Below are 25,925 nucleotides of genomic sequence, written 5' to 3'. Positions count from 1 at the left end.
CCTTCTCAAGCCAAAGGGAGTGCCGCGAGATTAAGTCAGGCAGGTTGCATAAATATGACGGGTAGGCGATAGGCAAAGGTGGGAGGGGGTTGCCCCCTCCCACAGGGTTGATCAGCTCAATTCGAGCCAGATCGGCGCATGATCCGATGGTTTTTCCAAACCGCGCAGCTCGTAATCCACGCCCGCATCCTTGACCCGCGACAGCAAGCCGTTGGACGCCAGGATCACGTCGATGCGCAACCCACGCTTGGGCTCGTCTTCAAAACCGCGGCTGCGATAATCGAACCAACTGAAACGGTCGGCCACCTCCGGGTTCAGGTGACGGAAACTGTCCACCAGGCCCCAGTTCTTCAGGCGCGCCATCCACTCGCGTTCTTCCGGCAGGAAGCTGCACTTGCCGGTTTTCAGCCAGCGCTTGGCGTTGTCGGCACCGATGCCGATATCGCAATCTTCCGGGGAAATGTTCACGTCGCCCATTACTACCAGCGCTTGTTCATTGCTGAACTGGCTTTCCAGCAACTGTTGCAGGTCTTCGTAGAAGCGCTGCTTGGCCGGGAACTTGGTAGGGTGGTCGCGGCTTTCGCCCTGGGGGAAATAGCCGTTCATGATGGTGACCGGTTGGCCATTTTCATCCGCGAAGGTGCCCCAGATAAAACGGCGCTGGGCGTCTTCTTCATCCGTGGCAAAGCCTTTGTGCACGCTCAGGGCTTCCTTGCGGGAAAGCAGCGCCACGCCGTAATGGCCTTTTTGCCCGTGGTAGTAAACGTGATAGCCCAAGGCTTGTACTTCGGCCAAGGGGAACTGGTCATCGTGGACTTTGGTTTCCTGCAGGCCGATCACGTCGGGTTGGTGTTTCTCGATCAACGCCGCCAGCTGATGAGGGCGGGCGCGCAGCCCGTTGATATTGAAGGAGACGATTTTCATGGTCGGCAGTCCAGTCTGGCAAAACGGCGATGCTAGCCGACAAGTCGGACGGGGGCCAGCGTGGCGGCAGGGTGGATGCACTGCTAATGTCTGGGAACGACTCGCGCCGTACAAGTTCGTACCCATAAGAACGCCATCTTTCAATGGCGCCCAGGGAGATTGAACGTATGCCTGACACCATGGCCCAGATTCACCTGCTCGACAGCGGTTATTCCCGCGAAGCCCGTTCATTGTTGTACCAGGCCTATCGCCATGAACCGACCTTTGCCTACATCTTCGAAGCCGAGCGCCCGGGCTACGAGCAACGTGTGCGGGCCACGGTGCGCGAGCTGGTCAAGCAGCATTTCTTCCAGAACTTGCCCGCCATCGGCTTATTGGTGAACGACCGCTTGATCGGCGTCGCCCTGATCGCGCCACCGCAACGGCGCCTGGGGATCACCGAGAGCTGGGCCTGGCAACTGCGTATGTGGCTGAGCACCGGCGTGCGCGGTACGCGCCGTTACCTGGAATACCATCACGCGGTGCTGGCGTGCCTGCCGGGGGATGCGGTGCACGTGTTGCCACTGTTGGGCATTCACCCGCAATTCCAGGGCAAACACTACGGCGAGCAACTGCTTGAGGCGGTGCACAACTGGTGCGCCGAAGACCCGCACTCCTCGGGCGTGGTGCTCGACACCGGCAACTCCCGTTACCTGGAGTTCTACAAACGCCAGGGCTATGAGGAAATTGGTGAAGTCGCCGTGGGACCGGTGCTGGAGCATGTGTTTTTTCACCCCAATCCCCAGGCGTTACATGCTGCAACGGCTTAAGACAGAATTATTCAGACAATTCCGAGTTCAAAGTGTCTCCCCAGCTCGTGTAGCATCCGCGCCTATGAAGTTTCCAGGAAGATTTACCAGCGGCTTGGTTCTGCTGTTCACAAGCTGCGGCGCGTTGGCGCAAAGCGAATTGGACGTGCGGGTCAACCCCTCAAACGACGCGTTGAAAGCCAACATCGAAGGCTATATCGGCGGGGTTGGCGACCGTGATGAAGAAGCGTTGCTGCGGTTCAGCCGTGGCGCCGAGGAGCAGGCGCGTAAAGCGGCGCAGGCTCTGGGTTTCTATCAGCCACAGATCGCCAGCGATGTGAAGGGCGGCAAGAATCCGCGCCTGATCCTCACCATCGACCCCGGCGAACCGGTGCATTTGCGCAACGTGACCATTCGGGTCGACGGCCCGGCCGCGAGCCTCAAGGCGTTTCGCGTGCCGGCCGGCGACGACCTCAAGCCCGGCGCCGCGCTCAACCATGGCCATTACGAAGACGCCAAGCGTCTGATCCAGAACCAGGCCTCACGCTACGGCTTTTTCAGCGGGCGCTTTACCAGCCAGAAACTGTCGGTGGACCCCAAGGCGGGCGTGGCCGATATCGAACTCATTTACGACAGCGGCAACCGCTACAGCATGGGCAAGGTCAACTTCACCGGCGACACGCCGTTCGATGCCGACCTGCTGCAACGCATGGTGCCGTTCAAAAGCGGCACCCCCTACGACTCCGAATTGATCGCCGAACTCAACCAGAACCTGCAGGCAAGCGGGTTCTTCGAAGGTGTGCGCGTCGACGCCGCGCCTGCTGCGGCTACCGACGACGTGATCCCGGTGGCCGTGCAACTGGAAACCCGCAAGCCCCGCACCATGGGCCTGGGCCTTGGTTACTCGACCGACGTCGGCCCGCGCGGCAAGGCCAACTGGACCCGCCATTGGGTCAACTCCCAAGGCCATAGCTACGGCTGGGAAGCTGAATTGTCGGCGCCGCGCCAGAACGTCGGCCTGTGGTACGACGTGCCGCTCGACCCGCCGCTGACCGACAAGTTGCGCTTTGCTGGCGGCTACCAGAACGAAGAACTGGCCGGCACCGACACCCTGAGTAAATTGCTCACTGTCGGTCCCGAATGGCACAGCAAGTTGCCCAGCGGCTGGACCCGTATCATCTCGCTCAAGTACCAGCGCGAAGAATATCGCCTGGGCAATGATTCCGGCTTGAGTAACCTGGTGATGCCGGGCATCAGTTATTCCTACCTGCGCAGCGACAACCGCATCGACCCCCATAACGGCTACCGCTTGATGTTCGATACCAAGGTCGCCAAGGAAGGCTTCGGTTCCGACACCAACCTGCTTTACGGCACGGCGACCATCAAGGGCTTGACCACGCTGTGGGACAACCATCGCTTCCTGGGTCGTGCACAGTTCGGCGGCAGTGCCACCAACGGCTACAAATCCGTGCCGCCCTCGCTGCGTTTCTTTGCCGGTGGTGATCAGAGCGTGCGCGGCTACGAGTACCAGACGTTGTCGCCAGAGAACGACCTTGGCGACCGTATCGGCGGCCGCTACATGGTGGCCCTGAGCGCTGAGTATCAATATTCCATCGCCGAGAAATGGCGGATCGCGACCTTTATCGACCAGGGCAACTCGTTCAACACCCTGGACATGCCCAGCCTGAAAACCGGTGTCGGCGTCGGTATCCGCTGGGTCTCGCCGGTGGGGCCGATCCGCCTCGACCTGGCCCATGCCCTCGAAGATCCGGGCGGCATTCGATTGCACTTTTCCATGGGGCCTGAGCTGTGATGCGTGGTTTGAAAATAGCGGGGCTGGCCGTGGCGGCGGTCCTCGCTTTAGTGCTCCTGGCGTCGTGGACGCTGCTCGGCACCCAGGCGGGCAGTCGTTGGGCGCTGGGCCAGGTGCCGGGTTTGAGCGTCGAGAATTTCCAGGGCCATTTGGGTGGCCAGTGGAGTGCCGATCACCTGCTGTGGCAACAGGGCACCAGCCGCGTCGAGCTCAATGCGCCGAAATTCGATTGGTCGCCGGCCTGCCTGTTGCGCATGACCGTGTGTATCAATCAGCTGGACGTGGAGCAGGTCAGCCTGCAATTTCCCCCCAGTACGCAAGAAAGCAGCGGGCCGATCCAATTGCCTGAGTTGAAGTTGCCGCTTGCCATCCAATTGGGCGAGGTTCGCGTCGGTAGCCTGTTATTTAACGGCAGCGAAGAACTCAAGGGCCTGCAATTGGCGGCGCATTGGACGGCGGCCGGCCTGCAGATCGATTCGGTGCACCTGCAGCGCGACGGTCTGGTGCTGGACCTCAATGGCCTGCTGCAACCTGCGGGCGACTGGCCTTTGACCGCCTCCGGTAACCTGAGCCTGCCGTACGCCCCGGGCGGCGCGCCGTGGAAGGTTGCGCTCAAGGTTGATGGCGACTTGCTCAAGACCCTCAAGCTCGACGCCGACAGCAGCGGCTACCTGCCCGCCAAGCTCAGCGGCGAACTGCAACCCCTGGTGGAAAACCTCCCCGCGCAATTGCATATCACCGCCGACAGCTTCAAGGCCAGCGCCGACCTGCCTGACACCCTGCAACTCAATCAACTGGACCTCACCGCCAAGGGTGATTTGCACAACGGTTACCAATTGCTTGGCAAGGCTGTGTTGCCGGCGGAAAAAGCTCCGGTGGACCTGTTGCTGCAAGGCAAGGTCGACGCCAAGGGCGCGCAGATTGCCGGGCTGGACCTGACTGCCGGCGACAAGCAAAGCCTCAAGCTCAGCGCCAATCTGGACTGGCAACAAGGCTTCAGCGCCGACGCCAAGGTCGACTGGCTGGATTTCCCGTGGCATCGCCTCTACCCAGTGATCGAAGAGCCGCAGGTTGCAGTGCGTACCTTCAAGGGTGAAGTCTCCTACAAAGACGGCAACTACCTCGGCAACCTCAAGGCCGACCTCGATGGCCCGGCCGGTACGTTCAATGTGGTCACGCCGTTCAGCGGTGACCTCAAGCAAATCTTCCTGCCTGAGCTGAAACTCACCGCCGGCCAAGGCAAGGCCGAGGGCCACCTGAACCTGCAATTTGCCGACGGCATCGCCTGGGACACGGCGTTGGACCTGTCGGCGCTGAACCCGGCGTATTGGGTCGCTGAATTGCCGGGGACCCTGGCAGGCCCACTGCGCAGCAAGGGCGAGTTCAAAAACGAACAGCTCAAACTGAACGCCGACCTGGACCTCAAGGGCCGCCTGCGTGGGCAAACCGCCGTGCTGGCGGCCAAGGCCGAAGGCGTGGGCGAACAATGGACCCTGGCCAACCTGGATATCCGCCTGGGCGACAACCGCATCAACGGCAGTGGCAGCCTGCAACAACGCCTGGCCGGGCAGATCGATATCAAGCTGGCGCGGCTGGCCCAGTTGTGGCCGCAATTGCGCGGCCAGATCGATGGGCGGATCAACGTCGCCGGCAGCCTGAAGGCGCCCCAAGGCAAGCTCGACCTCAAAGGCCAGCAACTGGCATTCGCCGACAACCGCCTGCAAAGCCTGAACCTCGATGCCACGCTGGACAGCGCCCAGCGCGCCAAAGTCGATCTCAAGGGCAGCGGCATCCAGGCCGGCGAGACCCAGGTCGGCACCCTGACCGCCAGCGCCCAAGGCGATATCAAGAACCAGAAAGTCCAACTGGATCTGGTCGGCCCGTTGGTCAAGCTGGCCCTGGCCCTGGACGGCAATCTCGACAAAGGCAACTGGCGCGGACGCTTGGCCAGTGGCGATGTGCAAGCCGGTGGCCAGGACTGGAAGCTGCAAGCCCCGGCAAAGATCGAACGCCTGGCGGACGGCAAACTGACCTTCGCGGCGCATTGCTGGGTGTCCGGCGCCGCCAGCCTGTGCGGTGAAGATCAACGCCTGATGCCCGAACCCAAGTTGCGTTACCACCTCAAGCAATTCCCGATTGACAGCCTGGCGGCATTCTTGCCGAAAGACTTTGCCTGGCAGGGCAAGCTCAACGCCGACGTGCAGCTCGACCTGCCCGCCAGCGGCCCTAAGGGTGTGGTCGCAGTGGATGCCAGTGGCGGTACGTTGCGCGTCAAGGACAAGAACCAGTGGCTGGATTTCCCCTACGACACCCTGAAACTGGAGACCACCCTCAACCCCAAGCGCATCGACACCCAGCTCAACTTCCGTGGCGGCAAGCTCGGCGAGTTGCTGTTACAAGCGCAGATCAACCCGTTGCCGAAGAACAAACCGATCACCGGCAATTTCAGCTTGACCGGTCTGGACCTTGCGGTGGCGCGACCCTTTGTGCCGATGGTGGAAAAGCTCAACGGCAAGCTCAATGGCAGCGGCCGCATCTCCGGTGGATTGCTCGCGCCGCAGGTCAACGGCAACGTAGACCTGGTGGGCGGCGAGATTTCCGGGCCTGAATTGCCGGTGAGCCTGGAGAACCTGAATGTGCAGGCGCTGATCGCCGGTGAGAACGTGCAGCTCAACGGCGCTTGGCGCAGCGGCAAGGCTGGCCAGGGCAGCCTCAAGGGCCATATCGGTTGGGGCCAGGCCCTGGCGGTGGACCTCAATTTGCAGGGGGCGCAACTGCCGGTGACGGTGGAGCCATACGCCGTGCTGGAAGTGGCGCCCGACCTGAAGATCAGCCTCAAGGGCGACAAGCTGGCCATCGCCGGCAAGGTGCACATCCCGCGCGGCGATATCACCGTGCGTGAATTGCCGCCGTCGACCGTCAAGGTCTCGGATGACACGGTCATCGTCGGCAGCCAGACCGAAGAAGGCAAACCGCCGATGGCGATGGCCATGGATATCGACGTGGTGGTGGGCGAAGATCAGCTCAATTTCGCCGGCTTCGGTCTTACCGCCAAAGTGCAGGGCCAGGTGCATATCGGCGACAACATGGACACCCGAGGCGAGCTGTGGCTCAACGACGGTCGCTACCGTGCCTATGGTCAGAAACTCGATGTGCGACGCGCTCGGCTATTGTTTGCCGGGCCGCTCGACCAGCCCTACCTGGACATCGAAGCCATTCGCAAGACCGGTGACGTCACCGCCGGTATCCGTCTGAGTGGCAGCGCCGAGCAGCCCACCACGCAGATCTTCTCGGAGCCGGCCATGAGCCAGGAGCAGGCGCTGTCCTACCTGGTGCTGGGGCGTCCGCTGAGTACCACTGGCGAAGACAACAACGTGCTCGCCCAAGCGGCATTGGGCCTGGGTCTGATGGGCAGCGCCGGGGTGACCTCGGACATCGCCAAGAACCTGGGTATCCAGGACTTCGAACTCGACACCCAGGGCAGTGGCAACACCACCGCCGTGGTGGCCAGCGGCAAGATCACCGAGAAGCTCAGCCTGCGTTACGGGGTAGGGGTGTTCGAGCCGGCCAACACCATCGCGCTGCGCTATCTGCTCAGCAAGAAGGTGTATCTGGAAGTGGCCAGTGGTGTGGCCAGTTCGCTGGATATCTTCTACAAAAGGGATTTCTAAGTCTTACTCGCTCAAGAAATAGGCTGGTTGATGCCAGCCAGCCAAAGCTTTTTGTAGGGGCGAGCTTGCTCGCGAAGAACTCACAGGCGCCGCGTTGATTCAGGCAACGCGCGTTATCGTTGACGTTTTTCGCGAGCAAGCTCGCGCCTACAGACGGTACTTTTTGGGGGGGCTTGCTGCCGATAGCGGTGTAACAGTCACAGATAAACTGGCTGATTCATTGCTATCGGCAGCAAGCCCCCCCTTTCACATTACCAAGCAAGCTAATAATTCCATTTGACATTCGCTGCCTAAGCAGTAACATCTTGTCATACATTCACTGCCTAGGCAGTAATAAGGTGACTTCCGATGGCCCACTTCACCCCTGACAGTTTCCGCAACTGTCACCTCGGTCTCCTGTTGGGCCGAGCCGCGTTGCTCAAGGACCGCATTATCGACACCCATATGGAACCTCACGGCGTGACTGCCGCGCAGTTCAAGGTGTTGATCATCATTGCCCAATTCGACGTCGACACCCCGGCCGAGCTGTGTCGCAACCTGTCCCTGGACAGCGGCTCCATGACGCGCATGCTCGACCGCCTGGAACAAAAGGGCCTGCTGGCGCGCAAGCGTTCCGAGCAAGACCGGCGCCAGGTGCAACTGGTGCTCACGGAGGACGGCCAGCGCCTGGCGGACATGCTGCCTTATATCGGCGCCCAGTCGATGAACGAACTGGCCGGTGCCCTGGAGCCCGGCGAATTGCAGACCCTCGAACGCATTCTCAAGAAAATTCTGGTAGCTGCCGGTGACGCTATCGTCATCCAGCGGGTAGGTGATCAATGAACACACGCACACTCAGCCTGGTGCTGGTGGCGATGACCCTGGCCGGTTGCGCTAACTACAGCGGCCTCGACACCCAAGGCAAACGCCTCGACGCGAACACACTGCAAGCCGGCAAATCTCTCAGCGGCGTGACCCTCTCGACGGCCGCCTGGCCCACCGCCGATTGGTGGAAAAGCCTGGGCGACCCGCAACTCGACGGCCTGATCCGCGAGGCCCTGCAAAACAGCCCCGATATGCAAGTGGCCAGTGCCCGCGCTCATCAGGCCGAAGCCGCTGCCTTTGCCGCCGACGCCGCACGCCTGCCAACCCTGGATGCCAGCGCCGGTGTCAGCCGCTCGCGGTTGGCCAAGGATCAGGACCCGCGAGGGCAGGGCGATGCCTACGCCACCGTGCGTAACATCAGTGCCGGCTTCAATTACAACTTCGACCTCTGGGGTGGCCAGCGCGCCGCCTGGGAAGCCGCGTTGGGCCAGGCCCGCGCCGCCGAAGTCGACCAGCAGGCCGCGCGCCTGACCCTGGCCGCCAACGTCGCCAAGGCCTACAGCGACCTGGGCCAGGCGCACATCGTGCGTGACCTGGCCGATGATGACCTCAAGCGCACTCGCCAGATGCTCGACCTGAGCAAGCGCCGCCTGAGTTCGGGTATCGACAGCGAGTACCAGTACCAACAGACCGAAAGCCTGGAAGCCAGCTCCGAATCGCAACTGATCGATGCGGAAAAACAACTGCAAAGCGCCAAGATCGCCCTCGCCGTATTGCTCGGTAAAGGCCCCGATCGTGGCAACGAACTGGCCCGCCCGAGTGTGTTGAAAGCCAGCGCCGTGGCGGTGCCGTCGGTGCTGCCGGCCGAGCTGCTGGGCCGGCGCCCGGACCTGATCGCAGCGCGCTGGCGCGTAGAGGCGGCGAGCAAAAATATCGACGCAAGCAAAACCCGCTTTTACCCCAACCTCAACCTGAGCGCGAGCGCCGGTGCCGAGTCGTTGCTGGGGGATGCGATGTTCGGGTCGGCCAGCCGTTTCTTCAGCATTGCGCCGACGATTTCCTTGCCGATCTTCGATGGTGGCCGCCTGCGTGCCGACCTCGATGCTCGCGACGCCGATTACGACCTGGCGGTCGCTCAGTACAACAAAACCCTGGTTCAAGCCTTGGGCGATATCGGTACCACCCTTTCCCAGCTGCGCGACACCGCACGGCAGATTCAGGCCCAGCAGCACGCCGCGGACATTGCCAAGCAGTCTTTTGACACCGGTATGCAACGCTACAGCTCCGGGATCGGTAGCTACCTGGATGTGCTCAGCATCGAACAGCAATTGCTGCAGGCCCAGCGCCAGCTGGCGACCCTGAATGCGGCACAGATCGATTTGTCGATTCAACTGATGCAGGCCCTGGGTGGCGGGTTCAACGCCAATAACGTGGCCGCAACCACCCCAGCCACACGCACGGAATAATTTGAGGTATTTGTCATGGCCACTGCCGACAGCAACAACGCAAACGAACAAACCAACGACAGCAACCCTCGCAAACGCAAGGTGATGCTGCTGCTCCTGGCGCTGATCGTCATCCTCGGTGCCGTGGGCGTGTGGGGCTGGTATGAGTTCTACGGTCGCTTCAGCGAAAGCACCGACGACGCTTATGTGAACGGCAACGTGGTGGAAATCACCCCGCTGGTCACCGGCACCGTGGTCAGCATCGGCGCCGACGATGGCGACCTGGTCCACGAAGGCCAGGTGCTGGTGAACTTCGACCCGAATGATGCCGCCGTCGGCCTGCAAAGTGCCCAGGCCAACCTCGCGCGCACCGTGCGCCAGGTGCGCGGTTTGTACAGCAACGTCGACGGTATGAAAGCCCAGGTCAATGCCCAGAAAGCTGATGTGCAGACAGCCCAGGATAACTACAACCGTCGTAAGACCCTCGCCCAGGGCGGGGCGATTTCCCAGGAAGAACTGTCCCATGCCCGTGACAGCCTGACCGCCGCGAAGAACGCGCTGACCAACCTTGAGCAGCAACTCAAGACCAGCAACGCGCTGGTGGACGACACCGTGATCAGCTCTCATCCCGACGTACAAGCCGCCGCCGCGCAACTGCGTCAGGCTTACCTGACCAACGCCCGCAGCACGTTGATCGCGCCGGTTACCGGTTATGTGGCCAAGCGCACCGTGCAACTGGGCCAACGCGTGCAGCCGGGCACCGCCTTGATGGCCGTGATCCCGCTGGACCAGCTGTGGATCGACGCCAATTTCAAGGAAACCCAGCTGCGCAATATGCGCATCGGCCAGCCGGTGGACATTGAAGCGGATATCTACGGCAGCGACGTGAAATTCAGCGGTACTGTCGACAGCCTCGGCGCCGGTACCGGCAGCGCATTTGCCCTGCTGCCGGCGCAGAACGCCACCGGTAACTGGATCAAGATCGTGCAGCGGGTACCGGTGCGCATCCACATCAACGCCGAAGAACTGGCCAAGAACCCGTTGCGGGTGGGCCTGAGCACCCTGGTCAATGTAGACCTGCACGACCAAAGCGGCCCGGTACTGGCGCAACAGGCGCCACAAAAGGCCTCGTTCACCACCAATGTGTATGACCGTCAATTGGCCGAAGCCGACGCCATGATCACCCAGTTGATCCATGACAACAGCGTCGCCGCTCCCAAGGCTGTGCAACGCTGATGAGCAATAACGCCTCCTTCACGCCACCCAGCCTGTTGATGGCCACTATTGGCCTATCGCTGGCGACCTTTATGCAGGTGCTCGACACCACTATCGCCAACGTGGCGTTGCCGACCATTTCCGGCAACCTGGGGGTGAGTTCGGAGCAGGGTACCTGGGTCATCACCTCGTTTGCGGTGAGCAACGCAATTGCGTTGCCGCTCACCGGCTGGTTGAGCCGGCGCTTCGGCGAGGTGAAGCTGTTTTTATGGGCGACGATCCTGTTCGTGCTGGCATCGTTTCTATGCGGTGTGTCCACCTCGATGCCCGAGCTGATCGGCTTTCGCGTGCTGCAAGGCTTGGTGGCGGGGCCGTTGTACCCGATGACCCAGACGTTGCTGATCGCGGTTTATCCGCCGGCAAAACGGGGTATGGCCCTGGCGCTGCTGGCGATGGTCACGGTGGTGGCGCCGATCGCCGGGCCTATCCTCGGCGGCTGGATCACCGACAGCTACAGCTGGCCGTGGATCTTCTTTATCAACGTGCCCATCGGCATCTTTGCGGTGATGGTGGTGCGTTCGCAGCTGAAGAAACGTCCGGTGGTCACCAGCCATCAGCCGATGGACTATGTCGGGCTGTTGAGCCTGATCGTCGGGGTCGGCGCCTTGCAGATCATCCTCGATAAGGGCAACGACCTGGACTGGTTCGAATCCAACTTCATCATCATGGGCGCCGTCATCTCGGCCATTGCCCTGGCGGTGTTCGTGATCTGGGAAATGACCGACAAGCACCCGGTGGTCAACCTGCGGCTGTTCGCCTACCGCAACTTCCGGATCGGCACCATCGTGTTGATCCTGGGATACGCGGGTTTCTTCGGCATCAACCTGATCCTGCCGCAATGGTTGCAGACCCAGATGGGCTACACCGCAACCTGGGCCGGGCTGGCGGTGGCGCCGATCGGTATTTTGCCGGTGCTGATGTCGCCATTCGTAGGCAAGTACGCGCACAAGTTCGACCTGCGCCTGCTGGCGGGCCTGGCGTTCCTGGCGATTGGCTTGAGCTGCTTCATGCGCGCCGGGTTCACCAACCAAGTGGACTTCCAGCACGTCGCCCTGGTGCAATTGTTCATGGGCATCGGTGTGGCGCTGTTCTTTATGCCGACCTTGAGCATCCTGATGTCCGACCTGCCGCCGCAACAGATTGCCGACGGCGCGGGGCTGGCGACTTTCCTGCGTACCCTGGGCGGCAGCTTCGCGGCATCGCTGACCACCTGGATCTGGATTCGCCGGGCGGACCAGCACCACGCGTACATGAGCGAGAACATGACCACCTACGACTCGGCCACCCGCGACGCCTTGAATGCGCTGGGTGGGGCAGGGCAAAAGGCCTACACCCAGTTGGACCAGATCCTCACCAGCCAGGCGTACATGATGTCCACCGTGGATTACTTCACGTTGTTGGGGTGGATGTTCATGGGCCTGATTTTGCTGGTGTGGCTGGCCAAGCCGCCGTTTGGGGCGAAGGCGGGGCCGGAGGCCTCCGGCCACTGATACCCGGTGTATGCGGTCAAAAAATGTAGTAGCGGGCTTGCTCGCGATGGCGGTGGTTCAGTCGACCAATGAGCTGACTGGCACACCGTCTTCGCGAGCAAGCCCGCTCGCACATTTGGATCTTTGTTCAAAAAGGGATTCGGGGTGTCCGAGGCTCACGCCCCAGGCAACGCCAATTGCGGATTGACGAAGTCAAACGCCGCCAGTTGAAACCCTTGCTCATCGACCTGCAACGCCCACCCTTGTTTATCCCAGTCCCCCAGCACAATGCGCTTGGCCGCCTGATCACCGATCTGCAGCTTGTGAATGGCGGGACGGTGCGTGTGGCCATGGACCAGGGTGCGCACACCGAAATGCTGCATCACCCGTGGTACTTCTTCGGGGGTGACATCGACAATGTCGTTGGCCTTCATGCGCGTTTGCGCACGGCTTTCGCTGCGCAGCTTGCGCGCCAGCTTGTGCCGGGTGCTCAGGGGCAGGTGGCGCAGGATAAACAGCACAATCGGGTTACGCAGGATGCGCCGCAGCTTCATGTAGCCGACATCGCGGGTGCAGAGGCTGTCGCCGTGCATCAAGAGCACCGGCTCGCCGTAAAACTGCACGACACTCGGGTCCTTGAGCAAGGTGGCGCCTGCGGCTTTGCAGAACGCCTTGCCGATCAGGAAATCGCGATTGCCGTGCATGATGAAAATCGGGGTGCCGCTGTCGCTCAGTTCGCGCAGAGCTTCGCAGATGGAACGCTGGAAAGGGGTCATGCCATCGTCGCCAATCCAGGCTTCGAAGAAGTCCCCCAGAATGTACAACGCCTGGGCGCCACGGGCGCGGCCTTGGAGCAGATCCAGAAACGCCCGGGTAATGTCCGGGCGTTCCTCTTCCAGATGCAAGTCTGAAATAAGCACTATCACGCTTAGATGATCTCGGCTTTCTCGACGATAACGTCTTCTACCGGAACGTCCTGGTGACCGGCTTTACCGGTGGTCTGCACGCCTTTGATCTTGTCGACGACGTCCTGGCCTTCGGTCACTTTACCGAATACTGCGTAGCCCCAGCCCTGCACGTTCTTGCCGCTGTGGTTCAGGAAGGCGTTGTCGGCGACGTTGATGAAGAACTGCGCGGAGGCCGAATGCGGCTCCATGGTACGGGCCATGGCGACGGTGTACTTGTCGTTGGAAAGGCCGTTGTCCGCTTCGTTCTGGATGCTTGGACGCTTGTCTTTCTTTTCTTTCATGCCAGGCTCGAAACCGCCGCCCTGGATCATGAAGTTGCCGATGACACGGTGGAAAACGGTGTTTTCGTAGTGGCCGGCGTTCACGTACTCGATGAAGTTGGCGACGGTGATCGGCGCTTTCTCGGCGTTCAGCTCGATGACGATGTCACCGTGGTTGGTGGTCAGTTTGACTTGAGTCATGTTCACTACTCTTTTCAGGGAATTCGTGGGTTTGGGTGCCTGGGCACCACGACCGGTATGGCGAAACTGCGGCCAAGGCGCGCAGTTTAGCGTGCCCGGCAGGAATTTCGAGGTGGTTTTTTATCGCCCTGGTCATTAAAAGAGTAATTAAACAGCAGTTTTTGGTCCCAGCCTGTCAGTGTCTTGACAGCATCAGCTATGATAACGGCTTTGTTTTATCTGGCCCCAACCGGCCACGTACCTGTCTGTTCAAGGATCCTATGAGCAAGCCCACTGTCGACCCTACCTCGAACTCCAAGGCCGGACCTGCCGTCCCGGTCAATTTCCTGCGCCCGATCATCCAGGCGGACCTGGATTCGGGCAAGCACACGCAGATCGTCACCCGCTTTCCGCCAGAGCCCAACGGCTACCTGCACATCGGTCACGCCAAGTCGATCTGTGTGAACTTCGGCCTGGCCCAGGAGTTCGGTGGCGTCACGCACTTGCGTTTCGACGACACCAACCCGGCCAAGGAAGACCAGGAATACATCGACGCCATCGAAAGCGACGTGAAGTGGCTGGGTTTCGAATGGTCCGGTGAAGTGCGCTATGCCTCGCAATACTTCGACCAGTTGCACGACTGGGCCGTCGAGCTGATCAAGGCCGGCAAGGCCTACGTCGACGACCTGACCCCCGAGCAGGCCAAGGAATACCGTGGCAGCCTGACCGAACCCGGCAAGAACAGCCCGTTCCGCGACCGTTCGGTGGAAGAGAACCTGGACTGGTTCGCGCGTATGCGCGCCGGCGAATTCCCGGACGGCGCCCGTGTACTGCGTGCCAAGATCGACATGGCCTCGCCGAACATGAACCTGCGCGATCCGATCATGTACCGCATCCGCCATGCCCACCACCACCAGACCGGTGACAAGTGGTGCATCTACCCGAACTACGACTTCACCCACGGTCAGTCGGACGCCATCGAAGGCATCACCCACTCCATCTGCACCCTGGAATTCGAAAGCCACCGCCCGCTGTACGAATGGTTCCTCGACAGCCTGCCGGTACCGGCGCACCCGCGTCAGTACGAGTTCAGCCGCCTGAACCTGAACTACACCATCACCAGCAAGCGCAAGCTCAAGCAACTGGTGGACGAAAAGCACGTCAACGGCTGGGACGACCCACGTATGTCGACGCTGTCGGGCTTCCGTCGCCGTGGCTACACGCCGGCTTCGATCCGCAACTTCTGCGAAATGGTCGGCACCAACCGTTCCGACGGCGTGGTCGACTACGGCATGCTTGAATTCAGCATCCGCCAGGACCTCGACGCCAACGCCCCGCGCGCCATGTGCGTGTTGCGTCCGCTGAAGGTCGTTATCACCAACTACCCGCAAGACAAGGTCGATAACCTCGAACTGCCGCGTCACCCGCAGAAAGAAGAACTCGGTGTGCGCAAGCTGCCGTTCGCCCGTGAAATCTACATCGACCGCGATGACTTCATGGAAGAGCCGCCAAAGGGCTACAAGCGCCTGGAACCGAACGGCGAAGTGCGCCTGCGTGGCAGCTATGTGATCCGTGCTGACGAGGCGATCAAGGACGCCGAGGGCAATATCGTCGAGCTGCGTTGCTCGTATGACCCGGACACCCTGGGCAAGAACCCTGAAGGCCGCAAGGTCAAGGGCGTGATCCACTGGGTGCCGGCCGCGGCCAGCATCGAGTGCGAAGTGCGCCTGTACGACCGCCTGTTCCGCTCGCCGAACCCTGAAAAGGCCGAAGACAGCGCCAGTTTCCTCGACAACATCAACCCTGATTCCCTGCAAGTACTCACTGGTTGTCGTGCCGAACCCTCTTTGGGCGAAGCACAGCCGGAAGACCGTTTCCAGTTCGAGCGCGAAGGTTACTTCTGCGCGGATATCAAGGACTCGAAACCAGGTGCTCCGGTATTCAACCGTACCGTGACCTTGCGCGATTCGTGGGGCCAGTGATCAAGTCTTAAGGGATTCATCGTGCTAACGATCTACAACACACTCAGCAAGACCAAAGAAGTCTTCAAGCCGCTGGATGGCAACAAGGTGCGCATGTACGTGTGCGGCATGACCGTGTACGACTACTGCCACATTGGCCATGGCCGCAGCATGGTTGCCTTCGACCTGGTCACCCGCTGGCTGCGTTTCAGCGGGTATGACCTGACCTATGTGCGCAACATCACCGACATTGACGACAAGATCATCAACCGCGCCAACGAAAACGGCGAGTCGTTCGACGCGCTGACCGAGCGCATGATTGCCGCCATGCATGAGGACGAGGCACGCCTCAACATCCTCAAGCCGGACATGGAACCCCGTGCCACGGACCATATCCCTGGCATGCACGCGATGATCCAGACCTTGATCGACAAGGGCTACGCCTATGCCCCAGGCAACGGCGACGTGTACTACCGCGTCGCCAAGTTCATGGGCTACGGCAAGCTGTCGCGCAAGAAAATCGAAGACCTGCGCATCGGCGCGCGTATCGAAGTCGACGAAGCCAAGCAAGACCCGCTCGATTTCGTGCTGTGGAAAGGCACCAAGCCGGGCGAGCCGAGCTGGCAGTCGCCTTGGGGGCCAGGCCGACCAGGCTGGCACATTGAATGCTCGGTGATGTCCACCTGCTGCCTGGGCGAGACCTTCGACATTCATGGCGGCGGCAGTGACCTCGAGTTCCCGCACCACGAAAACGAAATCGCCCAGAGCGAAGCCGCCACCGGCAAGACCTACGCCAATGCCTGGATGCACTGCGGCATGATCCGCATCAATGGCGAGAAGATGTCCAAGTCCTTGAACAACTTCTTCACCATCCGCGACGTGCTGGCAAAGTACCACCCGGAAGTGGTGCGTTACCTGCTGGTGTCCAGCCACTATCGCAGTGCGATCAATTACTCGGAAGACAACCTCAAGGACGCCAAAGGCGCCCTGGAGCGGTTCTACCACGCGTTGAAAGGCTTGCCTGCCGTGGCGCCTGCCGGCGGCGAAGCGTTCGTGGCACGGTTTACCGAGGTGATGAACGACGACTTCGGCACCCCGGAAGCCTGCGCCGTATTGTTCGAGATGGTGCGTGAGATCAACCGCCTGCGTGAGAGCGATCTCGACGCAGCGGCGGGCCTTGCTGCTCGCTTGAAAGAACTGGCCAGTGTGTTGGGCGTGTTGCAGATGGAGGCTGATGACTTCCTGCAAGCCGGCGCCGAAGGGCGTGTGGATGCGGCGCAAGTGGATGCACTGATCCAGGCGCGTCTGACCGCGCGTGCCAACAAAGACTGGGCGGAATCCGACCGTATCCGTGACCAACTGACCGCGATGGGTGTGGTGTTGGAAGACGGGAAGGGTGGGACGACCTGGCGGTTGGCTGATCAGGCCTGATTGGTAAACGCTGAATGAAAACGCCCCGACTGGTTCGGGGCGTTTTTTTGCACGCCGTTTAACGGCTCACTCGATCCCGCGTTTTGACCGTGCCCACTTTGCGAATTCTTCGGTTTCAGATTTATCTATGAACTGGTTCGTCTTTGAGATTTAGTGCTTTATCTACCATCAGCTGAATCCCCTCCAGCATCCGACAAATTCTCAGGCCACGCTACGCGGATTGCCTTCGATCTCAAAAGCCAAATGGCTCGCCAGCGCTTGAGCTGACGCCAGGTTCTCCGATGCGTTGACCAGCAGCGTCTCGACGTCTAATCCTTCACGCACGCAAAAGACACCATGGTCTCCAACAAGCGGACCTGGTTTCTCAGAAGGGTTTAGATAATGGTTTATTGCAGCGGTGTAAAACGAGGTTGAAGCCGACGGCGGATTCGGACTGTCTTTAATCATGGCGAAGCTCCTGGCGTATTGGAGTCGCCACCCATCGCTGCGAAACGATACCCGGGTGGCGGCTGTACGCAGGTTCGCAGACCGGGACTCTAGGCACCCGGCATACCCGAAGGTATCCCGCGCACTGCCGCCATAACATCAGGCATAGAAAAGCGCCCGCTATCTTGTGGTGGACGCTGTGCGTCTAGAGTTTAACCGGGCTGCGAAACCCGGTCGCTGAATTTGCAGCGATCGCCGAAGATTAGGCAGTCATCTTCCGAGCGACAACCCTAAAAAGCTGTCGGAAACTTCTGCTGAGCTCAGAGCTTGCCACCCACCTCATACCGACTCTGCACAAAACCATTGTCCGACACATGCGTGCTGACGTGGTGAAGTTCGTGCTCACGGCCAACCTGGCTGAACAGTGGAATGCCTTGCCCCAGCAGAACCGGGATACGGGTGATGATCAGCTCGTCAATCAAGCCCGCTTCAAGAAACGCCTGGATCGTCTGGCCGCCGTCGATATACAGATGTTTCATGCCGCGCTTGGCCAATTGGTCCACCACGGCGGGCGCATCGGCGGCCATGATCTCTACCTTGCCCTCCAAATGGGCGGGCAGCTCAAACGGTCGATGCGAAAGCGCGATGACCGGCGTGCCCTCATAAAACCACTTGGGGAAGGACGCTACTTTCTCCAGGGTGTTGCGGCCCATCACCAGCGCATCAACGCTGGCGATATAGCTTTCAAACGTCATACCGTTCAAGGCCGCGCGTTCATATTCCGGCCGAAGAAGCCATTCGATATCGCCATCGGGTCGTGCGATAAACCCGTCGATGCTGGCGGCGATAAAGACAGAACATTTGATCTCCATGGCATTGCATTCCTTTTGTGCGGTTGGAGTAAAAGTGCTAATGGTCATTTAATCTTTACGTGTAACAACCGAGCGTAGCCAAAACAACTGGGTGTCTGGCGGAGTGCCAACGCCCCTTTCTGCACTGCGAGGATGTATGCGTCGTTGGTTGAGCCGTTACCGTTATGCAATCATTTTCTGGCTGTGCTTCGGCATTTTCCGTACGTCCCTGGCCGATTGGAACCCTATTCCGTCCGGCTCCATGCGCCCGACGTTGCTGGAGGGAGACGTGGTGCTGGTCAATCGCGTGGCGTATGACCTCAAGGTGCCGCTCACGGATATTTCCCTGGCTAAGCTCGATAACCCCCAGCGCGGCGATGTGGTGACGTTTTCGTCGCCCAAGGATGGCATGCGCTTGATCAAGCGGATCGTGGGTATTCCCGGTGACACGCTGGAAATGAAAGATGAGGTGCTGTGGGTCAACGGCGTGCCGGCTACCTACAGTGATGCCCAGGACATCAGTGAGCCCATCGTCCCAGGACATACAGTGCCGGGGATCAAGTTGAACGAGCTGGCAGCCAACCGTCAGCGCACGGTGCAATTCATGCCGACGGTGCGGGCGTTGCGCGATTTCGGGCCTGTGGTGGTGCCGGCCGACAGCTATTTCATGCTGGGGGACAACCGCGATAACAGCGACGACTCCCGGTATATCGGCTTCGTACCGCGTCGGCTGTTGATTGGGCGAGCGCATCATATCGTTGCGTCAGCCGAGATCCTGGATCACTGGATGCCACGCGTTAGCCGGTTTGGCGCACCGATTTTGTAATCGGATTCATGCTATTGGAAGAGCATCTCGATCAACTGTCGGTGATTCACATGGATTGTATTTTCTGCAGCATTGTTCAAAAGACCTCTCCGGCGCACATCCTGTGGGAAGACGATCAGCATATGGCCTTCCTTTCGATTTTCCCCAATACGCCGGGTTTCAGTGTGGTGATCCCCAAGCAGCATTACGGCAGTTATGCCTTCGCGCAGCCGGATGAGGTGCTGGCGGCGCTTGCGGTGGCGGCGAAAAGGACCGCGCTGCAGATCGACCGGGCGTTTGCGGATGTGGCGCGTACGGGGATGATGTTGGAAGGGTACGGAGTGGATCATCTGCATGCGAAGTTGTTTCCCATGCATGGGACGGGGGGCGACAGTACCTTCAAGCCGATCAGCTCCAAGGTGGATAAGTTCTTCGACGCCTATGAAGGCTATATTTCGTCCCATGATCATGTGCGGGCGGATGACGCCGAGTTGGCGGCGTTGGCGGCACACATTCGCTCCTTCGCCTAGCCCCATCCAGATCGCCGTCTGTAGGAGCGAGCTTGCTCGCGAAAAACCTCAACGATAACGCGGGCTTCCTGAATGAGCGCGGCGCCTGTGAATTTTTCGCAAGCAAGCTCGCGCCTGCAAAAAATTCTGCCTTCAGCGACGGCTGCTGACCTCGGCCGGTACGTCATCACCGGCCATGCGCTTGCGGAACAGGGCCGTGCGGGCGATTAGCAGCGTGGTCACCGGCACGGTGATCGACAGCAGGATCGGGATCAACCAGCCATGCAACACCGGCCCGGATTTGAGCACCGAAAAATAGATAATCGATGCCAGCGCCACACACCATGCCCCCAGCGTCGAAGCCAGTGCCGGTGGGTGCATGCGTTGGAAAAAGTCCTTCAACCGCAACAATCCGATCGCGCCAATCAGCGCAAACACACTGCTGAGCACCAGCAGCACTGCGACGACGATTTCTGTCCATAGCGGCATCATTCAATCACCTCCCCACGCAGCAGGAATTTCGCCAGGGCAAACGAACCGACGAAGCCGAACAGCGCGATCAGCAGCGCTGCTTCAAAGTAAGTGTCACTGGCATAACGAATACCCAGCACCAGCATCATCAGCATCGCCAGGATATACAGATAGTCCAGCGCCAGTACCCGGTCCTGGGCCGAGGGGCCTTTGAACAGGCGCACCAGGGTCAACACCATGGCCAGCGAGAACAGGAACAGGCTGCACAGGATCGCATTGGAGAGCAGGGCGCTCATTCGAAGATCTCCATCAAAGGCCGTTCGTAGGTGGTCTTGAAGTGCTCGATAAATGGCGCTTCATCCTCCAGGTCGAACACATGCAACAGCAGCACGCTGCGGTCCAGTGCCAGCTCCGACCAGATGGTGCCGGGCACCACCGTGGTGATCATCGACAGCGCGGCGAGGCCGTTGGGGTCGCGCAGGTCCAGGGGGATCTTGATGAAGCGCGAGCGCGGCGGGCGTGAGCCGCAGGTCAGCACGCCCCAGGCCACTTGCAGGTTGGAGATGATCACATCGCGACCTACCAGGAAGAACAGGCGAATGATCACCCCGGGACGGCGGATACTGATCGGCAGTGGGCGCAGGGGCGCCATCATCAACGGCGCCAGGAAGCCTAGTAGAGCGCCCAGCAGCAGGTTGCCGGGGCTGGTCGACAGGTTCAGCACCAGCCACAACAGCCACAGTGCCAGCGACAACCACGGGGCAGGGAGCAGGCGCTTCATGGTTGCACCTCCAGGGCGGCAGCCTTGGCTTCAGGGCTCGGCACCGGACGCGTTGCCATCACCGCCATCACGTAGTGCTCCGGGTTGTTCAGGCTGACGGCAGTGTCTTGGGTGTAGCGCATCAACGGTTCGGCCTTGAAGGTCAACAGGATGCTCAAGCCGAGCAGCAGAAAGATCGGTATGCACTCGTAGCGACGCAGAAGCGGCGAGGGGCGCTCTTCCGGGGTCCAGAAGCGTTGGATGCCCAAGCGTGCGAAGGCGATCAACGACGCCAGGCCGGAGAGGATCAGCAGCGCTACGAGGCCCCAGGCAGCCGGGCGGATCGGTTCGTCTACGCTGACGCCCAATCCGAGCGGGTTGACCAGCGCGCTGAGCAAACTGAGCTTACCGATAAATCCGGACAGCGGCGGCATGCCGATGATCAACAGGGCGCAGGCAATAAAGCTGAGGCCGAGGAACGCCATGGTCCAGGGGATCACCTGGCCGACCACCGCCTGTTGTTCATCGTCGAGGTTTACGCCGGGACGTGGGTGCAGGGACTCCATGGGCTTGGGCAGTGCATCAATTTCTTCATCCAGCGGCAAGTCGTTGGCTGAGCGTGAACGCTCGATCAATTCAGCCAGCAGGAACAGCGCGCTCAACGCCAACGTCGAGCTGACCAGGTAGAACAGCGCACCCGCGGTCAGGCTCGGCTGAGCAAAACCGACCGCAGACAGCAAAATCCCTGCCGACACCAGAATGCTCAAGCTCGCCATGCGCTCCAGCCGCTGTGCGGCCAGCATCGCCAGTGCCGCGCAGAGGATGGTGGCCATGCCGCCATATACCAGCCAGTCTCCACCAAACAACGCCGAGGCACCGGCCTGGCCGGAAAACAGCAGTGTCCACAGGCGTAGCACGGTGTACACACCGACCTTGGTCATGATCGCAAACATTGCCGCCACCGGCGCACTGGCCGAGGAGTAGGCGGGAGCCAGCCAGAAATTCAGCGGCCACATGCCGGCCTTGGCCAGGAATGCCGTGGCGAGGATTGCCGCGCCGGCATGCAACAGGCCGCGATCGGCCTCCGGCACCAGCGGGATTTTCAGCGCCAGGTCAGCAAAATTCAGGGTGCCGGTAACGCCGTAGATCATCGCCGCGCCGATCAGGAACAGCGACGACGCCAACAGGTTGATAGAGATGTAATGCAGCCCCGCCGAGACCCGCGCACGACCCGAGCCGTGCAGCATCAAGCCGTAGGAAGCCGCCAGCAGTACCTCGAAAAACACGAACAGGTTAAACAGGTCAGCGGTCAGGAAGGCGCCATAGAGGCCCATCATCTGGATCTGGAACAGCGCATGGAAACTGGTGCCCGCACGGTCCCAGCGGGCCATCGCGAACAGCAGTGCACTGACGCCGATGATTCCGGTAAGCACCAGCATCAACGCCGACAGTTGATCCACCACGAGCACGATACCGAACGGCACCTGCCAGTTGCCCGGCAGGTACACGCCAATCGAGCCGGGGCCGCCTTTTTGTGTCCAGTACAGCAGCAAGATCGCGATGCCCAGGCCGACCATGCTGGAGACCAGATTGATCCTGGCTTTGAGAGGACGGCGTTTTTCGCCGAGCATCAGCATCAGCGCGGCGGTCAGTAATGGCAGCAGGATCGGTGCGATGATCAGTTGGTTCATCCACATCATTCCTTGGGCTCCCGGCCGTCCACATGGTCGGTTCCGGTCAAGCCCCGGGAAGCCAGCAGCACCACCAGGAACAACGCAGTCATGGCAAAACTGATCACGATCGCTGTCAGCACCAGCGCCTGGGGCAGGGGATCGGTGTAGTTGAGCAGGTCTTGCGGTACGCCGTCCTTGATGATCGGCTCCTTGCCGATAAACAGGCTGCCCATGCTGAAAATGAACAGGTTCACCCCGTAGGACAACAGGCACAGGCCCATCACCACCTGGAACGTCCGGGGTCGCAGGATCAACCACACACCGGAGGCCGCCAGGACCCCAATGGCAATTGCGATGACTTCTTCCATCAGGCGGCTCCTTCAGTTGCGGCAACCACTTTGGCCTGGTTGCTCGGTTTATGCGCGCGCACCGACTGGTGGCCGAGGGCGGTGAGCATCAGCAGCGTGGAACCGACGACCATGGCGTACACGCCGACGTCGAAGAACAACGCGCTGGCCACGTGAATATCGCCCAGCAGCGGCAGGCTGAAATGCCAGGTATGGGTGGTGAGGAACGGGTAACCGGCAAACAGGGCACCGAGCCCGGTCAGTGTCGCTGAGAGCAGGCCGAAGCCCATCCAGCGCATCGGCCGCAGGCTCATCTGCGCCTCGACCCACTGGGTGCCGGCCACCATGTATTGCAGAATGAACGCCACCGACATCACCAGGCCGGCGACAAAGCCACCACCGGGCTGGTTGTGACCGCGCATGAACAGGTAGAACGACACCACCAGCGCAATCGGCAACAGCAGGCGCACCAGCACCGCCGGCACCATCATGAAGCCCAGGGCGGTATCGCTGGCCTGGCGTGGGTTGACCAGGTCGGTGGCCACGTCCGGTGCCAGTTGGCGTTGTTGCGGTGGCAACTCCATGCTTTCTTTCGAAGGCCGGAAACGGCGCAGCAGGGCGTACACCGTCAATGCCACGGCGCCGAGCACGGTGATTTCACCGAGGGTGTCGAAGCCGCGGAAATCGACGAGCATCACGTTCACCACATTGCTGCCGCCGCCTTCGGGCAGTGCGCGACTGAGGTAGAACGAGGAAATATCGTTGGGCGTCTGGCGGGTCAACATGGCGTAGGACAGCAGTGCCATGCCGCCACCGACCACGGTGGACAGCAGGAAGTCCCGCAGGCGGCGGATGCGTGCCTTGCGCAGCGAGCTGGGCAGGGGCGAGACTTCTTCGATCCGCCGCGGCAGCCAGCGCAGGCCCAGCAGGATCAGCACGGTGGTGACCACCTCGACGACCAGTTGCGTCAGCGCCAGGTCCGGCGCCGAGAACCACACGAAGGTGATGCACGTCACCATGCCGCACACGCTGACCATCGTCAGGGCCGCCAACCGGTGGTACTTGGCTTGCCAGGCGGCGCCCAGGGCGCAGGCGATCGCCAGCAGCCACAGGGTAACGAACACGATGGAACCGGGGATCTTCGGCCGGTCGCCCCAACTGAGGCCACTGTTGAGCATCGGGATCATGCCGCCGATCACCGCCACCAGCACCAACAGGAACAACTGGGTCTGCAGGCGCTTGGTGCTGATGCGCTTCTCGATCTTGCGCACGCTGCGCATCATCACCACCAGGCAGCGTTCGAACATGCGCTTGCCGTTGAAGTAGCTGATGATCGGCGGGTACTTGAAGCGGCCGCGCTTGAGCTGCTTGCGCAGCAGCAGGTACAGCACCACGCCGCCGGACATGGCGACCAGGCTCATGATCATCGGCGTGTTCCAGCCGTGCCAGATCGCCAGGCTGTACTGCGGCAGCTCGCCGCCTACAACAGGCAAGGCGGCAGCGGCAAGGATCGAACCGACGACCTGAGCCGGGAAAATCCCCACCAGCAGGCAGGTAAACACCAGCAGTTCAACCGGCGCACGCATCCAGCGCGGTGGCTCGTGGGGCGTGTGAGGCAGGTCTGTGGCGGGCGGGCCGAAGAACACATCGACGGTAAAGCGCAGGGCGTAGGCCACGCTGAAGGTGCCGGCAATGGTCGCGATCAAGGGCAGGGCGATTTCCACCCATTGGGTCGCCGAGATAAACACCGTTTCGGCGAAGAACATTTCTTTGGACAGGAAGCCATTGAGCAACGGCACGCCGGCCATGGAGGCACTGGCCACCATCGCCAGGGTTGCGGTAAACGGGATCAGGCGGACCAAACCACTGAGCTTGCGAATGTCACGGGTGCCGCTCTCGTGGTCAATGATCCCTGCCGCCATGAACAGCGAAGCCTTGAACGTCGCATGGTTGAGGATATGGAACACCGCGGCGACGGCGGCCAATGGGCTGTTGAGTCCCAGCAGCAAGGTGATCAGCCCGAGGTGGCTGATGGTGGAATAGGCCAGCAGGCCCTTGAGGTCATTCTGGAACATGGCGCAGTACGCGCCAAGGAGGAGGGTGAGCGCGCCGGCACCGCCGACGATCCAGAACCATTCTTCGCTGCCGGACAGCGACGGCCACAGGCGGGCCAGCAGGAACACGCCGGCCTTCACCATCGTCGCCGAGTGCAGGTAGGCCGATACCGGCGTGGGGGCTGCCATTGCGTGGGGCAGCCAGAAATGGAAGGGGAATTGCGCGCTTTTGCTCAACGCGCCGATCAGCACCAGCACCAGCATGACCGGGTACAGCGAATGCGCGCGAATCTGATCGCCTGCCGCCAGCACCTGGTCCAGGTCATAGCTGCCGACGATATGCCCCAGCAACATCACGCCCGCCAACAGGCACAAGCCGCCCGCGCCGGTGACCATCAACGCCATATAGGCACCACGACGCGCATCTGCGCGGTGGTGCCAGTAGCCGATCAACAGAAACGAGAACAGGCTGGTCAGTTCCCAGAAAAACACGATCTGGATCAGGTTGCCGGAGATCACCAGCCCGAGCATGGCGCCCATGAACGCCAGGAAAAACGCGAAGAAGCGCGGCACCGGGTCATCCGGCGACATGTAGTAGCGCGCATAGAGCGACACCAGCGTGCCGATGCCCAGCACCAGCATCGAGAACAGCCAGGCAAACCCATCCATGCGCAATACAAAGTTCATCCCGAGGCTGGGCAACCACATGAATTCTTCACGGATCACGCCGCCATGGGCGATTGCGGGGTAGAGCAGGGCCACTTGAACAGTGCCGACCAAGGCCACGAGGCCGGCCAGCAGAGATTCGGTATTACGTGCATTGTGCGGCAGCAAAGCCGCCAGACAGCTGCCAATGAATGGCAGAAGCAGTAGAACTATCAGGGACATAGGCTTCTAATCTGCGGGAGTTTGGGATGCATCATACGTGCCGCTTTCACGATCACCAAACGGCAAGGTGTGGCAGGATCCTACAGAAGCAGTGGGAAACAGCTACAAGCGGCAAGCTGCAAGTGCAAGAGAATAGCCGCACGCTTACTTCT

Annotated in this window: 22 protein-coding genes; 11 read left to right on the top strand and 11 right to left on the bottom strand. The window is 60.8% G+C overall.

What is annotated here, in order from left to right:
• Positions 1 to 111: 111 nt before the first annotated feature.
• A complete protein-coding gene (gene xthA, locus M5B97_RS13790) occupies positions 112 to 924 on the bottom strand; it encodes an exodeoxyribonuclease III (RefSeq protein ID WP_123717850.1) in 813 nt (270 codons plus the stop codon).
• A gap of 167 nt (positions 925 to 1,091) precedes the next feature.
• Between xthA and M5B97_RS13785 the strand changes: the two genes are divergently transcribed.
• The 7 genes from M5B97_RS13785 to M5B97_RS13755 all read left to right on the top strand — a co-directional run bounded on the left by M5B97_RS13785 (position 1,092) and on the right by M5B97_RS13755 (position 12,210).
• A complete protein-coding gene (locus M5B97_RS13785; protein ID WP_248731735.1) occupies positions 1,092 to 1,733 on the top strand; it encodes a GNAT family N-acetyltransferase in 642 nt (213 codons plus the stop codon).
• 64 nt (positions 1,734 to 1,797) lie between these two features.
• A complete protein-coding gene (locus M5B97_RS13780) occupies positions 1,798 to 3,525 on the top strand; it encodes an autotransporter assembly complex family protein (protein WP_248731734.1) in 1,728 nt (575 codons plus the stop codon).
• Positions 3,525 to 7,196 carry a translocation/assembly module TamB domain-containing protein gene (locus M5B97_RS13775; protein ID WP_248731733.1) on the top strand — a complete coding sequence of 1,224 codons (3,672 nt, stop codon included), beginning with the start codon at positions 3,525 to 3,527 and terminating at the stop codon, positions 7,194 to 7,196. Before M5B97_RS13780 ends, M5B97_RS13775 begins: the two co-directional genes overlap by 1 nt.
• A 348-nt stretch (positions 7,197 to 7,544) precedes the next feature.
• Positions 7,545 to 8,018 carry a MarR family transcriptional regulator gene (locus M5B97_RS13770; RefSeq protein WP_123717845.1) on the top strand — a complete coding sequence of 158 codons (474 nt, stop codon included), beginning with the start codon at positions 7,545 to 7,547 and terminating at the stop codon, positions 8,016 to 8,018.
• On the top strand, positions 8,015 to 9,466 hold the full coding sequence (locus M5B97_RS13765) for an efflux transporter outer membrane subunit (RefSeq protein WP_134657713.1): 1,452 nt from the start codon (positions 8,015 to 8,017) through the stop codon (positions 9,464 to 9,466). The genes M5B97_RS13770 and M5B97_RS13765 overlap by 4 nt, the downstream gene beginning before the upstream one ends.
• Before the next feature lie 15 nt (positions 9,467 to 9,481).
• Positions 9,482 to 10,681 carry an efflux RND transporter periplasmic adaptor subunit gene (locus M5B97_RS13760; RefSeq protein ID WP_248731732.1) on the top strand — a complete coding sequence of 400 codons (1,200 nt, stop codon included), beginning with the start codon at positions 9,482 to 9,484 and terminating at the stop codon, positions 10,679 to 10,681.
• On the top strand, positions 10,681 to 12,210 hold the full coding sequence (locus tag M5B97_RS13755) for a DHA2 family efflux MFS transporter permease subunit (RefSeq protein ID WP_248731731.1): 1,530 nt from the start codon (positions 10,681 to 10,683) through the stop codon (positions 12,208 to 12,210). The genes M5B97_RS13760 and M5B97_RS13755 overlap by 1 nt, the downstream gene beginning before the upstream one ends.
• 155 nt (positions 12,211 to 12,365) lie before the next feature.
• Here the strand turns inward: M5B97_RS13755 and lpxH are convergent, their stop codons facing one another.
• Both lpxH and M5B97_RS13745 read right to left on the bottom strand, forming a co-directional pair.
• Positions 12,366 to 13,115, bottom strand: a complete 750-nt coding sequence (lpxH, locus tag M5B97_RS13750; protein WP_134657710.1) for a UDP-2,3-diacylglucosamine diphosphatase — start codon at positions 13,113 to 13,115, stop codon at positions 12,366 to 12,368.
• A 2-nt stretch (positions 13,116 to 13,117) separates the two neighbouring features.
• Positions 13,118 to 13,618 (bottom strand): peptidylprolyl isomerase, encoded by a 501-nt coding sequence (locus tag M5B97_RS13745; RefSeq protein ID WP_123717841.1) that lies wholly within the window; start codon positions 13,616 to 13,618, stop codon positions 13,118 to 13,120.
• Between the two features lie 260 nt (positions 13,619 to 13,878).
• On the opposite strand from M5B97_RS13745, the gene M5B97_RS13740 reads away from it, so the two are divergent.
• Together M5B97_RS13740 and cysS are read left to right on the top strand one after the other, a co-directional pair.
• Positions 13,879 to 15,579, top strand: a complete 1,701-nt coding sequence (locus M5B97_RS13740) for a glutamine--tRNA ligase/YqeY domain fusion protein (RefSeq protein ID WP_134657709.1) — start codon at positions 13,879 to 13,881, stop codon at positions 15,577 to 15,579.
• Between the two features lie 21 nt (positions 15,580 to 15,600).
• On the top strand, positions 15,601 to 16,989 hold the full coding sequence (gene cysS / locus M5B97_RS13735) for a cysteine--tRNA ligase (RefSeq protein ID WP_248731730.1): 1,389 nt from the start codon (positions 15,601 to 15,603) through the stop codon (positions 16,987 to 16,989).
• A 201-nt stretch (positions 16,990 to 17,190) separates the two neighbouring features.
• Here cysS and M5B97_RS13730 read toward each other — a convergent pair whose 3' ends face one another.
• Both M5B97_RS13730 and M5B97_RS13725 read right to left on the bottom strand, forming a co-directional pair.
• A complete protein-coding gene (locus M5B97_RS13730; RefSeq protein ID WP_349292529.1) occupies positions 17,191 to 17,436 on the bottom strand; it encodes a hypothetical protein in 246 nt (81 codons plus the stop codon).
• Positions 17,437 to 17,735: 299 nt separating this feature from the next.
• The gene (locus M5B97_RS13725) at positions 17,736 to 18,287 is read right to left on the bottom strand and encodes a dihydrofolate reductase family protein (protein ID WP_248731729.1); all 552 of its coding nucleotides are present in this window, start codon (positions 18,285 to 18,287) and stop codon (positions 17,736 to 17,738) included.
• Positions 18,288 to 18,423: 136 nt separating this feature from the next.
• Here M5B97_RS13725 and lepB point away from each other — a divergent pair, with 136 nt between their 5' ends.
• Both lepB and M5B97_RS13715 read left to right on the top strand, forming a co-directional pair.
• Positions 18,424 to 19,092, top strand: coding sequence for a signal peptidase I (gene lepB, locus M5B97_RS13720; protein WP_248731728.1), 669 nt, complete (start codon positions 18,424 to 18,426; stop codon positions 19,090 to 19,092).
• Between the two features lie 50 nt (positions 19,093 to 19,142).
• Positions 19,143 to 19,601 carry an HIT family protein gene (locus tag M5B97_RS13715; RefSeq protein WP_248731727.1) on the top strand — a complete coding sequence of 153 codons (459 nt, stop codon included), beginning with the start codon at positions 19,143 to 19,145 and terminating at the stop codon, positions 19,599 to 19,601.
• A 132-nt stretch (positions 19,602 to 19,733) separates the two neighbouring features.
• On the opposite strand, the gene M5B97_RS13710 is transcribed toward M5B97_RS13715, so the two are convergent.
• Genes M5B97_RS13710 through M5B97_RS13685 form a run of 6 tightly spaced genes read right to left on the bottom strand, consistent with a single transcriptional unit; the run spans position 19,734 to position 25,773 of the window.
• Positions 19,734 to 20,072, bottom strand: a complete 339-nt coding sequence (locus M5B97_RS13710; protein ID WP_123717833.1) for a Na+/H+ antiporter subunit G — start codon at positions 20,070 to 20,072, stop codon at positions 19,734 to 19,736.
• Positions 20,069 to 20,347, bottom strand: a complete 279-nt coding sequence (locus tag M5B97_RS13705; protein ID WP_123717832.1) for a K+/H+ antiporter subunit F — start codon at positions 20,345 to 20,347, stop codon at positions 20,069 to 20,071. The genes M5B97_RS13710 and M5B97_RS13705 overlap by 4 nt, the downstream gene beginning before the upstream one ends.
• Positions 20,344 to 20,832: a Na+/H+ antiporter subunit E gene (locus M5B97_RS13700; protein ID WP_248731726.1), complete on the bottom strand. Its 489-nt coding sequence runs from the start codon at positions 20,830 to 20,832 to the stop codon at positions 20,344 to 20,346. The genes M5B97_RS13705 and M5B97_RS13700 overlap by 4 nt, the downstream gene beginning before the upstream one ends.
• Positions 20,829 to 22,511, bottom strand: a complete 1,683-nt coding sequence (locus M5B97_RS13695) for a monovalent cation/H+ antiporter subunit D (protein WP_248731725.1) — start codon at positions 22,509 to 22,511, stop codon at positions 20,829 to 20,831. Before M5B97_RS13695 ends, M5B97_RS13700 begins: the two co-directional genes overlap by 4 nt.
• Positions 22,508 to 22,852 (bottom strand): Na+/H+ antiporter subunit C, encoded by a 345-nt coding sequence (locus tag M5B97_RS13690; protein WP_003192163.1) that lies wholly within the window; start codon positions 22,850 to 22,852, stop codon positions 22,508 to 22,510. Before M5B97_RS13690 ends, M5B97_RS13695 begins: the two co-directional genes overlap by 4 nt.
• On the bottom strand, positions 22,852 to 25,773 hold the full coding sequence (locus M5B97_RS13685; RefSeq protein ID WP_248731724.1) for a monovalent cation/H+ antiporter subunit A: 2,922 nt from the start codon (positions 25,771 to 25,773) through the stop codon (positions 22,852 to 22,854). Before M5B97_RS13685 ends, M5B97_RS13690 begins: the two co-directional genes overlap by 1 nt.
• Positions 25,774 to 25,925 lie beyond the last annotated feature (152 nt).

This window comes from Pseudomonas sp. MWU13-2517 (assembly GCF_023242545.1).
Lineage (GTDB): Bacteria > Pseudomonadota > Gammaproteobacteria > Pseudomonadales > Pseudomonadaceae > Aquipseudomonas.
This window is presented reverse-complemented; position numbering and strand designations above follow the sequence as displayed.

What these genes read in the sequence shown, in the direction of transcription:
- xthA (WP_123717850.1), bottom strand. Translation starts at nt 924, where the DNA reads ATGAAAATCGTCTCCTTCAATATCAACGGGCTGCGCGCCCGCCCTCAT.
- M5B97_RS13785 (WP_248731735.1), top strand. Translation starts at nt 1,092, where the DNA reads ATGCCTGACACCATGGCCCAGATTCACCTGCTCGACAGCGGTTATTCC.
- M5B97_RS13780 (WP_248731734.1), top strand. Translation starts at nt 1,798, where the DNA reads ATGAAGTTTCCAGGAAGATTTACCAGCGGCTTGGTTCTGCTGTTCACA.
- M5B97_RS13775 (WP_248731733.1), top strand. Translation starts at nt 3,525, where the DNA reads ATGCGTGGTTTGAAAATAGCGGGGCTGGCCGTGGCGGCGGTCCTCGCT.
- M5B97_RS13770 (WP_123717845.1), top strand. Translation starts at nt 7,545, where the DNA reads ATGGCCCACTTCACCCCTGACAGTTTCCGCAACTGTCACCTCGGTCTC.
- M5B97_RS13765 (WP_134657713.1), top strand. Translation starts at nt 8,015, where the DNA reads ATGAACACACGCACACTCAGCCTGGTGCTGGTGGCGATGACCCTGGCC.
- M5B97_RS13760 (WP_248731732.1), top strand. Translation starts at nt 9,482, where the DNA reads ATGGCCACTGCCGACAGCAACAACGCAAACGAACAAACCAACGACAGC.
- M5B97_RS13755 (WP_248731731.1), top strand. Translation starts at nt 10,681, where the DNA reads ATGAGCAATAACGCCTCCTTCACGCCACCCAGCCTGTTGATGGCCACT.
- M5B97_RS13745 (WP_123717841.1), bottom strand. Translation starts at nt 13,618, where the DNA reads ATGACTCAAGTCAAACTGACCACCAACCACGGTGACATCGTCATCGAG.
- M5B97_RS13740 (WP_134657709.1), top strand. Translation starts at nt 13,879, where the DNA reads ATGAGCAAGCCCACTGTCGACCCTACCTCGAACTCCAAGGCCGGACCT.
- M5B97_RS13730 (WP_349292529.1), bottom strand. Translation starts at nt 17,436, where the DNA reads ATGATTAAAGACAGTCCGAATCCGCCGTCGGCTTCAACCTCGTTTTAC.
- M5B97_RS13725 (WP_248731729.1), bottom strand. Translation starts at nt 18,287, where the DNA reads ATGGAGATCAAATGTTCTGTCTTTATCGCCGCCAGCATCGACGGGTTT.
- lepB (WP_248731728.1), top strand. Translation starts at nt 18,424, where the DNA reads ATGCGTCGTTGGTTGAGCCGTTACCGTTATGCAATCATTTTCTGGCTG.
- M5B97_RS13715 (WP_248731727.1), top strand. Translation starts at nt 19,143, where the DNA reads ATGGATTGTATTTTCTGCAGCATTGTTCAAAAGACCTCTCCGGCGCAC.
- M5B97_RS13710 (WP_123717833.1), bottom strand. Translation starts at nt 20,072, where the DNA reads ATGATGCCGCTATGGACAGAAATCGTCGTCGCAGTGCTGCTGGTGCTC.
- M5B97_RS13705 (WP_123717832.1), bottom strand. Translation starts at nt 20,347, where the DNA reads ATGAGCGCCCTGCTCTCCAATGCGATCCTGTGCAGCCTGTTCCTGTTC.
- M5B97_RS13700 (WP_248731726.1), bottom strand. Translation starts at nt 20,832, where the DNA reads ATGAAGCGCCTGCTCCCTGCCCCGTGGTTGTCGCTGGCACTGTGGCTG.
- M5B97_RS13695 (WP_248731725.1), bottom strand. Translation starts at nt 22,511, where the DNA reads ATGATGTGGATGAACCAACTGATCATCGCACCGATCCTGCTGCCATTA.
- M5B97_RS13690 (WP_003192163.1), bottom strand. Translation starts at nt 22,852, where the DNA reads ATGGAAGAAGTCATCGCAATTGCCATTGGGGTCCTGGCGGCCTCCGGT.
- M5B97_RS13685 (WP_248731724.1), bottom strand. Translation starts at nt 25,773, where the DNA reads ATGTCCCTGATAGTTCTACTGCTTCTGCCATTCATTGGCAGCTGTCTG.